Source organism: Corallococcus sp. Z5C101001, from assembly GCF_007352635.1.
Taxonomy (GTDB): Bacteria; Myxococcota; Myxococcia; order Myxococcales; family Myxococcaceae; genus Corallococcus; species Corallococcus silvisoli.
Genome location: NZ_VKLU01000008.1, coordinates 515,998 through 529,865, shown reverse-complemented (window position 1 = coordinate 529,865; position 13,868 = coordinate 515,998). Strand labels below are relative to the sequence as shown.

Annotated in this window: 11 protein-coding genes; 5 read left to right on the top strand and 6 right to left on the bottom strand. The window is 70.3% G+C overall.

Annotated elements, in window-relative coordinates; genetic code table 11:
* The first annotated feature begins 257 nt into the window (after positions 1-257).
* Both FOF48_RS20105 and FOF48_RS20100 read left to right on the top strand, forming a co-directional pair.
* Positions 258-1,667, top strand: a complete 1,410-nt coding sequence (locus tag FOF48_RS20105; RefSeq protein WP_255442421.1) for a hypothetical protein — start codon at positions 258-260, stop codon at positions 1,665-1,667.
* A 250-nt stretch (positions 1,668-1,917) separates the two neighbouring features.
* Positions 1,918-4,425, top strand: a complete 2,508-nt coding sequence (locus FOF48_RS20100; protein WP_143904038.1) for a sodium-translocating pyrophosphatase — start codon at positions 1,918-1,920, stop codon at positions 4,423-4,425.
* Between the two features lie 94 nt (positions 4,426-4,519).
* Here FOF48_RS20100 and FOF48_RS20095 read toward each other — a convergent pair whose 3' ends face one another.
* A complete protein-coding gene (locus tag FOF48_RS20095; protein ID WP_143904036.1) occupies positions 4,520-5,068 on the bottom strand; it encodes a hypothetical protein in 549 nt (182 codons plus the stop codon).
* Positions 5,069-5,347: 279 nt separating this feature from the next.
* On the opposite strand from FOF48_RS20095, the gene FOF48_RS20090 reads away from it, so the two are divergent.
* The gene (locus tag FOF48_RS20090) at positions 5,348-5,551 is read left to right on the top strand and encodes a cold-shock protein (protein ID WP_120537647.1); all 204 of its coding nucleotides are present in this window, start codon (positions 5,348-5,350) and stop codon (positions 5,549-5,551) included.
* Positions 5,552-5,809: 258 nt separating this feature from the next.
* A complete protein-coding gene (locus FOF48_RS20085) occupies positions 5,810-6,166 on the top strand; it encodes a hypothetical protein (protein ID WP_235685634.1) in 357 nt (118 codons plus the stop codon).
* Positions 6,167-6,417: 251 nt separating this feature from the next.
* Here FOF48_RS20085 and FOF48_RS20080 read toward each other — a convergent pair whose 3' ends face one another.
* The 4 genes from FOF48_RS20080 to FOF48_RS20065 form a co-directional block, all read right to left on the bottom strand.
* Complete coding sequence (locus FOF48_RS20080; RefSeq protein WP_143904032.1) at positions 6,418-9,537, bottom strand: efflux RND transporter permease subunit; 3,120 nt, start codon at positions 9,535-9,537, stop codon at positions 6,418-6,420.
* 64 nt (positions 9,538-9,601) lie between these two features.
* Entirely contained in the window at positions 9,602-10,708 is a 1,107-nt protein-coding gene (locus tag FOF48_RS20075; protein WP_143904030.1) for an efflux RND transporter periplasmic adaptor subunit, read from the bottom strand.
* On the bottom strand, positions 10,705-11,463 hold the full coding sequence (locus tag FOF48_RS20070; protein WP_143904028.1) for a TetR/AcrR family transcriptional regulator: 759 nt from the start codon (positions 11,461-11,463) through the stop codon (positions 10,705-10,707). Before FOF48_RS20070 ends, FOF48_RS20075 begins: the two co-directional genes overlap by 4 nt.
* A gap of 58 nt (positions 11,464-11,521) precedes the next feature.
* Complete coding sequence (locus tag FOF48_RS20065; RefSeq protein ID WP_143904026.1) at positions 11,522-12,223, bottom strand: DUF2293 domain-containing protein; 702 nt, start codon at positions 12,221-12,223, stop codon at positions 11,522-11,524.
* 125 nt (positions 12,224-12,348) lie between these two features.
* On the opposite strand from FOF48_RS20065, the gene rnz reads away from it, so the two are divergent.
* Positions 12,349-13,272, top strand: a complete 924-nt coding sequence (gene rnz, locus FOF48_RS20060) for a ribonuclease Z (protein ID WP_143904024.1) — start codon at positions 12,349-12,351, stop codon at positions 13,270-13,272.
* A 42-nt stretch (positions 13,273-13,314) separates the two neighbouring features.
* Here the strand turns inward: rnz and FOF48_RS20055 are convergent, their stop codons facing one another.
* Positions 13,315-13,839: a hypothetical protein gene (locus tag FOF48_RS20055; RefSeq protein ID WP_143904022.1), complete on the bottom strand. Its 525-nt coding sequence runs from the start codon at positions 13,837-13,839 to the stop codon at positions 13,315-13,317.
* Positions 13,840-13,868: the final 29 nt, after the last annotated feature.

Sequence of the window (13,868 nt, the reverse complement as noted above, 5' to 3'; positions counted from 1 at the left end):
AGCGCTCGCGCGCCGCCAGGGCGCCTGGGCCGGAGTGATGACTTTCACGCAGTCATCCCGGCGGCCGGGACGTCTGGGTGTTTTTTCATCCCGGCCGCCTTGGGCCGAGGAAGTTTTTTCAGGAACGACGACAGTCTCCCCCGCCCCAGGGGCGGTGTTCTTTCGGGTTCCGGAGGGGCCACCTTTGCCGGGACACGTTGGCCGCGCGCTTGCACTAGGGCCGGGGCGCGGTTCGAAGGGCGGGGGAGTCGGGGTTGGTGGCTCGAGACCGGGACGGGGTGGCGGCGGTGGCGTGGTTTCGGATGGCGGTGTGCGTGGGGTGGTTCTTCCTCGTGGGGTGCGAGGAGGCCCGAACCGCGTCACCGCGCATCCCGGTGCTCGGCGAGGTGGGGGGACAGGTGGCGCGGGAGGGCGTGGAGGCCCACGTGTGGTCGCGGACCTTGAGGGTGGGGGACCCTCAGGCGCCGCACGCGGTGATGACCTCCAACGGGGACGTCCTCGTGGCCGCCACCTATCAGGAGCCCATCGACCTGGGGGCGGGGCCCCTGCCCTTCGACCGCGGCGTCGCCGCGCCCCACCTGCTGGTGGCGCGCTATTCGCCGCACGGCGCGCTGAAGTGGGCCCAGGGCTGGACGCCTCGGGGCCCGGCGCGCGCTCGCGTGGGCGGCGTGGCGGTGGACGCCACGGACCACCTCTTCCTGTCGGGCCTGTCCGCGGGCTTCACCCGTGGCGGCGCCACGCTGCCGGCGGGCCCCTTCCTGGCCCGCCTGGACGGCGCGGGCGCGCTGGACTGGGTGCGCTCGCTGCCCGGTGAGGGCCCCGTGGCGGTGAACGCCGTCGCGGCCGCTCCGGATGGCGGCGCGGTGCTGGTGGGAGACTTCTCCGGCACGCGGGACTTTGGAGAGGGGCTGAAGACAGCCCCGGGGGCGAGGCACGCGGGCTTCGCGCTGCGCGTGGGCCCGCAGGGCGAACAGCGCTGGAGCCGCGTGTGGCTGCCCGTGGGCGAAGGCGAGGTCTCCGCGCGCGCCGTGGCGGTGGATGTCTTCGGCGACGTGCAGGTGGTGGGCGGCTACGCGGGGGCCGTGTCCTTCGGCGACGCCACCTTCCTCACCGTGCGCCAGCACACGCCCTTCGTGGTGAAGCTGGACCGCGACGGCGACCACCTCTGGAGCCACGACGTGCGCGGCACGGACGGCACCGCGGTGTCCGTGGCGGTGGGGCCGGACCGCGTCTTCGTGGGCGGCGGCTTCAGCGGGCGGCTCTACTTCCAGGACACCTTCCACCAGGCGGACTCCCGCGACGGCTTCCTGCTGGCCTACGACGCCCACGGCGCTCAGCGCTGGGCCCGCACCTTCCCCACCAGCGCGCCCATGGTCGCCACCGACGAGGCGGGCCAGGTGACGGTGGCCGGCGCCCACGACGGCGGCCATGCCCTGGGCGGCGGGGACCTGCCTCCCGGGTTGTATGTCGCCAAACTGCTCCCAGACGAGGGCACGTCCCTGTGGGTGCGAGGCTTTGCCAGCCCCGGCACCCAGGCCAACGCCCGGACCGTGAGCGTGGATTCTTCCGGTGGGGTGCTGCTCGCGGGAGGCCTCGACCGGCTCGCTTCGGACGGCGGCCCCGCCCCGCGCCTGCAGGACGGCTTCGTCCTCCGGTTGAATCCCTGACACATCCCGCCACCCTCCTTGGAGGGTTGCGTCAGCATTTGCACCTTTCCCCTGGTTGACGGGGTGCGGCAAGTCTTTGCGGGATTCGACTTCCAACTTTGGAGCGTGATTCAATGCAAGCTGCCTTCAAGGGCATGTCTTGCCTTGAAGGGCGAGGCTGCGCTGAAGCGTCTGCGCTCGGAAGTGCTCGGTCGCAGGCGGCCAACCCCTCGACATCACTCCCTTGAGTCACTGTGAGAGGTTGCACCCCATGACACCCACCGTTCCACGGCTGGACACTCTTCGGAAGAGTGTCACCGGACCGGCGGCGCGAGCCCTCGGGCTCCTGGCGCTGCTGGCAGGCACCACCGCGAGCGCGAGCGAGGCGGACCTGGTCCTCCCCGACTTCAGCTCCGTCACCTTCGTCGGCGGCCTCAACGGACAGCAGTTGCTGATGTCCGGCATCGCGGTCTGCGTCTTTGGCCTCATCTTCGGCTTCCTGCAATACGCGAGCCTCCAGAAGATGCCCGTGCACCGGGCCATGCTGGAGATCTCCGAGCTCATCTACGAGACGTGCAAGACGTACCTGATGACGCAGTTGAAGTTCATTGGCGTCCTCTGGGCGCTCATCGCCGTGGTGATGGTGGGCTACTTCGGCTTCCTGAGGCACATGGAAGTGGGCCGGGTGCTCATCATCCTCTTCGCCAGCCTGGTGGGCATCGCCGGCAGCTGCGGCGTGGCCTGGTTCGGCATCCGGGTGAACACCTTCGCCAACAGCCGCACCGCGTTCGCGTCGCTGCGCGGCAAGCCCTACCCCACGTACGCCATCCCGCTGCAGGCGGGCATGTCCATTGGCATGGTGCTCATCAGCACGGAGCTGATGCTGATGCTGTTCATCCTCCTGTTCGTGCCGGCGGACTTCGCGGGGGCGTGCTTCATCGGCTTCGCCATCGGTGAGTCGCTGGGCGCGTCCGTGCTGCGCATCGCGGGCGGCATCTTCACGAAGATCGCGGACATCGGCTCCGACCTGATGAAGATCGTCTTCAAGATCAAGGAAGACGACGCGCGCAACCCCGGCGTCATCGCGGACTGCACCGGTGACAACGCGGGCGACAGCGTGGGCCCCTCCGCGGACGGCTTCGAGACCTACGGCGTCACCGGCGTGGCGCTCATCACGTTCATCCTGCTCGCGGTGGGCGGCGAGTACCGGGTCCAGCTGCTGGTGTGGATCTTCATGATGCGCATCGTGATGGTGGTGGCCTCGCTGGTGTCCTATTGGATCAACAACGCCGTCCAGGGCGCCCGCTACAAGGCGGCGGACCACATGAACTTCGAGTCGCCGCTCACCGCGCTGGTGTGGCTGACGTCGCTCGTGTCCGTGGGCCTGACGTTCCTGGTGAGCTACCTGCTCATCCCGAACATCGGCGGGGATGACAGCCTTTGGGTGAAGCTGTCCGCCATCATCACCTGCGGCACCCTGGCCGGCGCCATCATCCCGGAGGCCATCAAGGCCTTCACCTCCACGGAGAGCCGCCACGTTCGCGAGGTCGTCACGGCCAGCCGCGAGGGTGGCGCGTCGCTCAACGTCATCTCCGGCCTGGTCGCGGGCAACTTCTCCGCCTACTGGATGGGGCTCATCATCGCGGGCCTGATGGGCGCGGCCTACTGGTTCAGCACCCTGGGCGTGGGCACGCTGATGATTGCCCCGGCGGTGTTCTCCTTTGGCCTGGTGGCCTTCGGCTTCCTGGGCATGGGCCCGGTCACCATCGCGGTGGACTCGTACGGCCCGGTGACGGACAACGCCCAGAGCGTGTACGAGCTGTCCCTCATCGAGAACGTCCCCAACGTGAAGGAGGAGGTGAAGAAGGACTTCGGCTTCACCCCGGACTTCGACAAGGGCAAGGAGTACCTGGAGGAGAACGACGGCGCGGGCAACACGTTCAAGGCCACCGCGAAGCCGGTGCTCATTGGCACGGCGGTCGTGGGCGCCACGACGATGATCTTCTCCATCATCGTGCTGCTGGTGGGCATCACCACCAACGCCGCGGGCCAGCAGGTGCTCAACACGGCCAGCGCGCAGAACCTGTCCCTGCTGCACGCCCCCTTCCTCCTGGGCCTCATCACCGGCGGCGCCATCATCTACTGGTTCTCCGGCGCGTCCATGCAGGCGGTGTCCACGGGCGCGTACCGCGCGGTGGAGTTCATCAAGGCGAACATCAAGCTGGAGGGCGTGGAGAAGGCCAGCGTGTCCGACTCCAAGAAGGTGGTGGAGATCTGCACCCAGTACGCGCAGAAGGGGATGATCAACATCTTCCTGGGCGTCTTCTTCAGCACCCTCGCCTTCGCCTGCTTCGAGGCCTACTTCTTCGTGGGCTACCTCATCTCCATCGCCATCTTCGGTCTGTACCAGGCCCTCTTCATGGCCAACGCCGGCGGCGCCTGGGACAACGCCAAGAAGCTGGTGGAGACGGAGCTGAAGGCCAAGGGCACGGAGCTGCACGCCGCCACGGTCGTGGGCGACACGGTGGGCGACCCGTTCAAGGACACCTCGTCGGTGGCCCTGAATCCGGTCATCAAGTTCACCACGCTGTTCGGCCTGCTCGCGGTGGAGCTGTCCGTGGAGCTGGAGGCCGCGGGCCAGGGCACCCTGCTGCGCGTCTTCTCCGCGGTGTTCTTCGTCCTGTCGATGGTGTTCGTCTACCGCAGCTTCTACGGCATGCGCATCGAGAGCGCCGGCGCCAGCGAGCCCAAGGCCGCGGCGCAGGTGAAGACGGCCTGAGGGCCCCCGCCCGTCCCTGACGCGAGGGAAGGCGGGAGGAACCCGAGCGGCGGGGTGCCCCAGGCGCCCCGCCGCTTCTTCATGGGACCGGGGCTCAGCCCCCGATGCCCTCGGGGTCCGTGGCCAGCTCCCCGCCCAGGTGCATGCCCGTCTGGCAGCGGTAGTCGGTGAGCAGCGCCACGGTCAGCGTCTTCACGCCCAGGAGCACGTGCAGCCCGGCCGCCAGGGGCGCGCGCCGCGCGTACCCGAACACGAAGGGCGCCAGCACCGCGCCCAGGCCATAGGCGTAGTCCACCAGCTCATGCGCTTCGATGGGGATGAGCTTCGTCAGGCTCAGCCGGAAGTCCGTGAGCAGTGACACGCCCACCAGCGCCCCGCCCAGGACCTGGCCGGCCCGCTTCGCCGCGCGGTCGCCGGAGAGCCGGCCCACCGCCACCATCGCGGCGCCGTTCACGTAGTCCATCACCGAGTGCACGTCCGGCGCCCCCCAGCGGCGCAGCGGCAGCCGGCCGAACAGCGGCCGCGACAGGATGCCCGCCGCGGCGCTGTGGTCCACCAGCCGGCGCCACTCGCGGTGGGCGGCGCGCTCCGGGCGCGGGGGGACGGGGGGCAGCACTGGCTCCGGGGCTCGGACCTCGTACATGACATGGCTCCTCTCCCGCCGTCGTGGGGGCGGGACCCTTGGAGCCAACGGTAGCCACGCCCTGGGACCCGAGCGCCGGCCCCTGCACGCCCGCCCGCGCCATCCAAGGGTAGGCCTGCTGACTACCCGGCGAACTGTTGACAGGTGGGCAGGGGGGCTTCCACCTACCCCGCCCCCGGGGGCAGACTGGTGTTCGCACTCAGGTCCTCACATTTCGAGAGGACCGACCGCCCCCGGGCGGTGGGTGCCGCGCCCCACCCAACAAAGAGAAGACGATTCATGGCTACTGGAACGGTGAAGTGGTTCAACGATGCGAAGGGCTTTGGCTTCATCACGCAGGACGGTGGTGGTGAGGACGTGTTCTGCCACCACAGCGCCATCAACATGGACGGCTTCCGCACCCTGGCCGAAGGCCAGAAGGTGGAGTTCGAGGTGACGCGCGGCCCCAAGGGCCTGCAGGCCCAGAACGTCCGGGCGGCTTGATCCACCCTCCCGGGTCACCCCGGGGTCCGGAAGCCCGGTCTCGCTCACGCGAGGCCGGGCTTCTTCATTTTTACAACCCACCGAGAAGGAAAAACGCGCAATTCCTTTCAAACCTTCCACCGTCCAAGGAATCAAGGGGGGGCTGGTGAAAGTCCGAAAGACGTCTGTTAGTCTTTGTTCCGCGAGGGAGGGCGCACCATGTTCGAAGTCACCAACGATGTCAGCCGTCGAACGATCACCGCGCGCATGAGCGGCTTCATGCGACCGAATGAAATGAAGGAGTACGTGGCCGTCTACAAGAAGGCCACGGACAGCTACGGCGGGGGGCGGCACCTGGTCCTGGCGGACATGCGGGGCCTGCGCCCGCTGGAGCCGGAATCCGCGAACCTGTTCTCCGAGGTCATCAACCACGGGCGCAAGAATGGCTGCGTGATGTGCGCGCACGTGTCGGACTCCACCATCGCGCGGCTGCAGACGGCCCGGGTGGCGTCGGAAGCATCCCCCAACGACGACATCACGGTGGACTGTGTGTCGCTGGAGGAAGCGCAGAACCAGCTCGCCAAGGCGCGCGTGCGCCTGCTCAACGGCGAGACCCACGCGGCCGCCGGCCGCTGAAGTCCCCCCGGGAGGGCCCCCGCGCGCGCCCCGTCTCCGGCATGGCCCGGAGCCGGCTGCCCCGCGGAAGGCGACCCCCGGGGTTGTTTCTCCATCCCCTGGATTCAAGGCTCCAAGCATCCAAGACACGGGTGACGGCTCCGTCATCCGTGTCTTTGTGTTTGCGATTGCCCGGGCATGAAGAAGGGCGCGAAGGCTGTATGCCCTCGCGCCCCGGGTGAACCGTGGCGCCCGTCACCGGGCCCTCCGCGTCAGGCCGCGCGGCCGTGCGCGGCGGGCGCGTCCGCGGGCGGCGCCGCGACCGTGTCCGGCGCGCGGGGCTTCTTGCGGCGGAAGGTCAGCTTCTCCATGGCCGCGAACACCACCGGCACCACCAGCAGGGTGAGGAAGGTGGAGGTGATGACGCCGCCGATGACGGAGATGGCCATGGGGGCGCGGAACTCGGAGCCGGTGCCCGTGCCCACGGCGGTGGGCACCATGCCGATGGCCATCGCGGCGCTCGTCATGAGGATGGGGCGCAGGCGGCGGGGGCCGGCCTTGAGCAGGGCCTCGTCCACGGAGTCGCCCTCGCGCAGGTGCTGGAGGGCGCCGTCGATGAGGAGGATGGCGTTCTTGGTGACGAGCCCCATCAGCAGGATGACGCCAATCATCGCGCCCATGCTGACGTGGTAGTTCGTGACGACCAGGCCCAGGAGCGCGCCCACCAGCGCCAGCGGCAGCGACACCATGATGGTGAACGGGTGCTTGAAGGACTCGAACTGGCTGGCGAGCACCATGTAGATGAAGACGAACGCCAGACCGAACGCGATGCCGAACGCGTCGTTCTGCTCGTCCAGGCTCTTCATCTGGCCGTCGTAGACGATGGCGTAGCCCGGGGGCAGCGGCTTCTGGGCGATGGCGGCCTTGAGCCTGGTGGCCACGTCCCCCAGCGCGGCGCCCTTGGCCAGCTGGGACACGACGGCCACCTGACGCTCGCGGTTCTCGTGCTCGATGACGCTGGGGCCGTCCTTCAGGGCCACGTCCGCCACGTCCGTCACCTGGTGCAGCCCGCGCGGCGTGGCCACCATCAGCTGGCGCACGCGCTCCGGGGTGGCGCGGTCCGCTTCGCGCAGGCGCACGCGGATGTCCGTCTCGTCGGTGCCTTCCCGCAGCTTGGCGGACACGTCACCGTCGATGGCGAGCCGCAGCTGCAGGGCGAGCGCCCCCGCGGACAGGTCCATGTCCGCGGCGCGCGCGCGGTCGATTTGAATCTGGAGCTCCGGCTTGGCCGGGTTGGAGTCCACGCGCACGTCGGAGGTGCCCAGGGTGCGCAGGATGCCGGCGATGCGCTCGGCCTCCTCGTTGACGCGCTTCAGGTCCGGGCCCACCACGCGGACCATGATGGGGAACCAGTCGCCCAGGCCTTCGATGGACGGCGGGTCCGACAGGGTGATGGCGGTGGAGACCAGGTTGGGCACGAGCAGCGCGCGGGCCTCCTCCTTGAGGACGCCAATCGTCTTCTTGCGCTTGTCCTTGGCCACCGTGAGCACGCGCAGGCGCGCCTTGTAGACGTCTCCGTTGGGGCCGACGGTGGTGTAGATGTCGGTGACCTCCGGAATCTGCTTGAGCAGCGTCTCCGCCTCCGCGGCGCGCTCCGTCGTCTGCGCGAGGTTGGCGGAGTCCGGCAGCTGCAATTCGACGATGAGCTGCGAGCGGTCCTCCGCGCTCATGAACTCCACGCCCAGGCGGCTGGCGGCGCCGAAGGACAGCACCAGCGCCAGCAGGGTGAGGCCCGCCGTCGCCCACTTGTGGCGCAGCACCCAGCCCAGGATGCGCGAATAGACGGCCTCCGTGGCCTCCAGGAAGCGGCGCAGCGCGCGGAAGACGGCGGCCTCCTGGTGCTCCTCGCCCGGCTTGCGCGCCTTGGCGAAGCGCGCGGACAGCATGGGGTCCAGGGTGAAGGAGATGAACAGCGAGATGAGCACCGCCACGGAGATGGTGATGCCGAACTGCTTGAAGAACTGGCCCACGATGCCGGGCATGAAGGCCACCGGGATGAACACCGCCACCAGGGACAGCGTGGTGGCGAGCACCGCCAGACCCACGTCCCGGGTGCCGTTGGACGCGGCGCTCATCGGGTCCTCGCCCTGCTCCAGCCGGTGGGTGATGGCCTCGCGCACCACCACCGCGTCGTCGATGAGCAGGCCGATGGCCAGCGACAGCGACAGGAGCGTCATCTGGTTGAGCGAATAGCCCAGCACGTACATCACGAAGAACGTGCCCACGACGGAGGTGGGCAGCGCCAGCGCGGAGATGAAGGTGCCGCGCGGATCCAGCAGGAACATCAGGATGATGAGCACCGCCATCAGGCCGCCGAAGATGAGGGCGACCCACACCTCGTGGGTGTTGGCGCGGATGAGGTCCGACTGGTCGATGAGGAGCGTGGCCTGGAAGCCCTGCCCCACCACCGGGCCCATCTGCCCGAGCGTCTTCTTCACCGCGTCGCTGACGCTGACCGTGTTGGAGCCCGGCTGCTTCACCAGCTCCAGCACCACGGCGTCGCGGGCGTTGAGGCGCGCGGTGGTGCGGCGCTCGGCGACGCCGTCCGTCACGGTGGCGATCTCCTCCAGGCGCACCTGGGCGCCCGTGCTGCTGCGGGCGATGGGCAGCTGGCGCAGGTCGTCCACGTTGGTGAACTCGCCCATGGCGCGCACGGTGAGCTCATTGGGCCCCAGCTGGAGGCGGCCCGCGGGCAGGTTCAAATTCTCCGAGCCGATGCGCTGGGCCACCTGCGAGGGCGTGATGCCCACCGCGCGGGCCTTGTCCAGGTCGATGTCCACCTGGACCTCGCGCGTGTCGCCGCCGGTGATGCGCACCTCCGCCACGCCGGCCAGCTGCGCGAGCGCGGGCTTGATGCGGTCATCCAGCAGCTTGCGCAGCGCCTGGGACTTCATGTCCGCGGAGATGGCGTAGGTGAGGATGGGCGCGGCGGACAGGTCCACGCGGCTGACGATGGGGGCCTCCGCGTCGGTGGGCAGCTTGTTGACGGCCTGCCCCACCTTGTCGCGCACGTCCTGGACCGCGGTGTCCAGGGCGGTGCCCAGCGTGAAGGACACCACCACGGTGCCCACGTTCTCACGGCTGAAGGAGTGGATTTTATCCACGCCGCTGATGCCGGCGACCGCGTCCTCCAGGGGCTTGATGACCTGGGTCTCGATTTCGCCCGGGCCCGCGCCCTTGTAGAGGGTGTTGACCACCACCACGGGGAAGCTGACGTCCGGGTAGAGGTCGGTGCCCAGGCGCTTGAGGCCCATCACGCCCAGCACGATGAGCAGCAGGGACACCATGGCCGTGAACACCGGCCGTCGGATGGAAACGTCACTGAGAATCATGGAAGGACTCACGCACGCCGCGCCGGGGAGGCCGTGGCGAAAAGGGGTGCCTTGACGGCGACGTCTACTTCACGGAGACGCGGGTGCCGGGCGACAGGGAAGGCGTGGGGAAGTCCACCACCTGCAAGAGGGCGGACGCGGCGCGCACCACCACCTCGCGGTCGCGGCGCTCCAGGACCTGCACGTCCACGCGCTGGAGCGCGCCGTCGCTGACGATGAGGACGTGGTCCCCGTTGGAGGAGGACAGCGCCGTCGTGGGCAACAGCTGCGCGTCCCGCGCCTCGCCCAGCTTCAGCACCGCGCGCGCCAGCGTGTGGGCCACGAAGCGGCCGTCCGCGTTGGGCACGGTGAGCTCCACCGGGATGCGGCGGGTGGTGGGGTCCGCGGAGGGCAGGATGGTGCGCACCACCGCCTCGTCGGTGGAGGCGCCGTTGCCCAGCGCCGCCACGCGCACCTTCACGCCCGGCTTGAGCAGCGCCCGGGCGGACTCCGCCACGGTGGTGCGGAAGGTGAGCGTGTCCAACTGCTCCAGGGTGAAGAGCGGCGAGCCCGGCCCCACCGTGGCGCCCGTCTGGTCCGGCGCTTCGATGAGGGTCCCCGAGAAGGGCGCCTTCAGGTCATGCCGGCGGCGCGACGCGCGCACCTGGGCCAGCTGCGCCTTGGTGGCCAGCACCTGCGCCTGCGCCTGCGCGGCGGCGGCGACGGCGTTCTTGTGCTGCTGCTCGCTGACGCCCCCGCCCGCGCTCAGCTGTTCGGTGCGGTCGGCCGCGTCCTTCGCCATGGAGGCGGCGGCCTCCGCGGCGGCGACGGCGGCCTCCGCGCCGGCCACCTGCGCGTCCACGATTTCGGCGTTGAGCTGGGCGAGCACGTCGCCCTTCTTCACCGTCTGCCCCTTCTGGGCGCGCACCGTCTCCAGCCGGCCGCCGACCTCGAAGCCGACCTGGAGGCCCTGGGCGGGGTACAGCGTGCCGGTGACCTCCTCCGACTGGGAGGCCTGCACGCCGCGGGCGGCGACGACCTTCACCGCGGGCACCGGCTTGTCCGGCGCGGCGGCCGGGGTGGCGGGCGGAGCGGACGCGTTCGCCTTGTCGCAGCCGGTGAGCGCGAGCGCGGCGGCCATGCCCACGGCGGCGAGTGCACGGGAGGCGGAGGGCTTCGTGGAGGGTTTCACGGGCGTTTCCTTGGCGGACGGTGCGGGTTGGCCGCGCGGGCGTGGCGCCGGCGCGTGGAAGGCGGGGAAGGCGTGCGGGCGACGGACGCGGACCGGGGCAGGGCTTCGCGGGGCAGCGTGCCTTCGTGCATCAGGCGCTGGATGCCCACGGCCCAGGAGGCCAGGTCCGGCTTGTGCGTCAGCCGCCCCATGCGCCGGGCCAGCAGCAGGTACGTGCCCACGACGAAGGAGCCGAAGAGGCTGGGGTCCACGTCCGGGGTGTCCGGGTGCTGGCCGCGCAGCTGGTGGAACTCCCGGGCGATGCGGTCGACCTCGCGGTCCACCACGTCCCACATCACGGATTCGAAAGGGGTGCCCTGGCTGCCGACGATGAGCGTGGTGACCAGCTCGCGCCGGTCCCACATGAACTCCAGCATCTCCACGTCGAGCGAGGCCTCCATGTGGAGGAAGTGGCAGTAGCGCTCCGAACGCGTGGCGAAGTCCGCGGGGCCCGGCTGGCCGTGCTCCGCGCGGAAGCAGTCCATGCTCGCGACGCGCTGGAGGCTCAGCCGCTCCAGCTCCTGCACGAAGTCCTCCACCAGCGCCGCGAAGAGGGCCTCCTTGGAGGGGAAGTGCAAATAGAAGGCGCCCTTGGACAGGCCGCTGGCGGCGGTGATGTCGCTGATGCGCGCGCCCTTCACCCCCCGCCGCGCGAACTCCGTCCGCGCGGCCGCGATGAGCGCGCTTCGGGCTTTGGGGTCGGCGGGGCGGGGCATGGCGGACGCATTCCTAACCCGCGGGTCAGAAATAAAACAACCATTCCTGAACGCCGGGTCAGGAATCCGAGGGGCGTGTCGGCGCGGGGCGCAGGAGGGCGGAGCAGAGCGGACACGCGGGAGGTGCGTGGGGGGTGTCCCGGCGGTGGAGGTCCAGGATGGCGCGGGAGACCTCCGCCAGCTCCCGGCGCACCTCGCGGCGGGCGCCCTTCACGCGCTGGATGCGCATGTCGTCATAGCCGGTGGTCTGGTGGCGCATCCAGGCGATGACGGCGGCCTCGGCGCGCCGCTCAATGGGGATGCGCTCCGTGCGGGCCACGGTGCCGCTGCCCACGGGGGTGGCGTGGCCGGCGACGAGGACGGCCAGGCGCTTGGCGTGGGGGAGCCACGCGGGGCTGAAGGCGAGGAAGCGCAGCACGGCGTTGGCGAAGTCGACCTCGTAGACCTCCTGCTCCCGGGCGCGGCGCTCACGGCCCTGGGCCAGCTTCTTCGCGTAGGCGGGGGTGGCGCGCTCCCCCTCCAGGGCGGCGCGGGCGTGGGCGATGTGGGCCTCTGGCGCCCAGACGCCCCGGGAGAAGAGCTTGCGGCCCACCTTCTCCACCACGGTCCAGGAGGGGCCGGCGGCCTTCACGCGGCGGGTCAGGCCGGCGTCGCCAGGGGGGAGGAGGGCCCAGCCCTCGGGAACGGAGAGGAGGCGGCCGTCCTGGGCGCGCACGCGGCGGGGGTCGGCCGTGGGGCCGACCGTCAAGGAATCAGGCATGTCGGGTGTCCGAAAGGGCCGGCTGCATAGCACGCCCCTTCACACCCTGGTAAATGCCCCCGGGTGCGCGCCCGACGCAACGGAGCGCGCGCGAGGAGGCCCCTTTCTTCGTGGGAAGCGCCGGCATGTCCCTTCTCAGGCTCACCTTCCTCGGCACCTCCGCCGCGCAGCCCACGCTGCATCGAGGGCTCTCCGGCCTGGCGGTGAAGGCGGACGCGGATCTGCTCCTGTTCGACTGTGGCGAAGGCAGTCAGCGCCAGATGGTGCGCTTCGGCACGGGCTTCATCGTGGACGCGGCCTTCTTCACGCACTTCCACGCCGACCACTACCTGGGAATCATCGGGTTCCTGCGCACGCTGGGGATGATGGGCCGGACGGCCCCCATGCACCTGTATGGGCCGCCCCCCGCGCGCCGGCTGCTCCACCAGGCCGTGCACCTGGGGCTGGAGTCGACGGCCTTCCCGGTGGAAATCCATGAATTGAAGGACGGGGACGTGGTGCGCCGGGGTGGCTACTCCGTGCACGCGGTGGGCGTGGACCACCGCATCCACGCGCTGGGCTACGTGCTGGTGGAGGACGGGCGTCCGGGGCGCTTCCACCTGGAGAAGGCGCGGGAGCTGGGCGTGCCGGAGGGGCCGGCCTTCGGGAAGCTCCAGAAGGGCGAGCCGGTGACGCTGCCGGACGGGCGCGTGGTGAAGCCGGAGGACGTGCTGGGTGAGTCACGGGCCGGGCGGCGGCTGGTGATTTCCGGCGACACGCGGCCCTGCCCCGCGCTGACGCTGGCGGCGAAGGACGCGGACCTGCTGGTGCACGAGTCCACCTTCTCCGACGACGAGCAGGCGCGCGCGCTGGAGACGCGGCACTCCACGGCGCGGGAGGCGGGACAGGTGGCGCAGGCCGCGGGGGCGAAGCGGCTCATCCTCACCCACCTGTCCAGCCGCCACGACACCGACCCCGGCCGGCTGCTCACGCAGGCGCGCGAGGCGTTCAAGGGGCCGGTGGAAGTGGCCTTCGACGGCCTCACCGTGGAGCTGCCGCTGCGCGACTGAGCTTGCCTCGCGCAGCGGGCGGCCGGTGGGCGTGGGGGGGGGCTACTCGATCTTCTTCGCCTCGGCCTGGAGGGAGGAGGCGGCGGCGGGGTCCACCTTCTGGAGCAGCTGCCACTCCAGCTCCGAGTCACGCCTCATCTGGGAGTTGCCGGCGCCGACCACGGACTCGCCCTGCTGCTGGGGGCGGCCGTCGGTGTTGTCCGCGCCGCGGGACTCGGTGCGGTCCTGGCGGCGGAACTCCACGGAGCACTGGCCAGGGCCACGCTCGGTGCCGCGCACGTGGTAGCGCGCGTAGGACGTGCCCAGGGAGGACGGCGCGCTCGTCATGAGCCACTCCGTCGTCCCCTCGTAGCCCTCCTGGCCCTTCATCATGGAGAACCCCTTCTCCTTGAGCACGGCGAGGGCCTCCGGCCACACCTCCGCGATGGGCTTGCGGTAGACGTGCGTCATGGCCTTGTCCTCCAGGTACGCCTGCTGCCGGCGCGCTGCGCAGCCGGTGAAGGCCAGGGCGAGGACGGACACCACGAGCAACGCCGGGATGCGGGACGACGACTTCAAGGAATTCATGCTCCAGACTCCATGAAAGGGAAGGCGAT

Coding starts and splice junctions, on each gene's coding strand:
- FOF48_RS20055 (WP_143904022.1), bottom strand. CDS start 13,839: ATGAATTCCTTGAAGTCGTCGTCCCGCATCCCGGCGTTGCTCGTGGTG.
- FOF48_RS20085 (WP_235685634.1), top strand. CDS start 5,810: ATGCGACCGAATGAAATGAAGGAGTACGTGGCCGTCTACAAGAAGGCC.
- FOF48_RS20090 (WP_120537647.1), top strand. CDS start 5,348: ATGGCTACTGGAACGGTGAAGTGGTTCAACGATGCGAAGGGCTTTGGC.
- FOF48_RS20070 (WP_143904028.1), bottom strand. CDS start 11,463: ATGCCCCGCCCCGCCGACCCCAAAGCCCGAAGCGCGCTCATCGCGGCC.
- FOF48_RS20100 (WP_143904038.1), top strand. CDS start 1,918: ATGACACCCACCGTTCCACGGCTGGACACTCTTCGGAAGAGTGTCACC.
- FOF48_RS20065 (WP_143904026.1), bottom strand. CDS start 12,223: ATGCCTGATTCCTTGACGGTCGGCCCCACGGCCGACCCCCGCCGCGTG.
- rnz (WP_143904024.1), top strand. CDS start 12,349: ATGTCCCTTCTCAGGCTCACCTTCCTCGGCACCTCCGCCGCGCAGCCC.
- FOF48_RS20080 (WP_143904032.1), bottom strand. CDS start 9,537: ATGATTCTCAGTGACGTTTCCATCCGACGGCCGGTGTTCACGGCCATG.
- FOF48_RS20095 (WP_143904036.1), bottom strand. CDS start 5,068: ATGTACGAGGTCCGAGCCCCGGAGCCAGTGCTGCCCCCCGTCCCCCCG.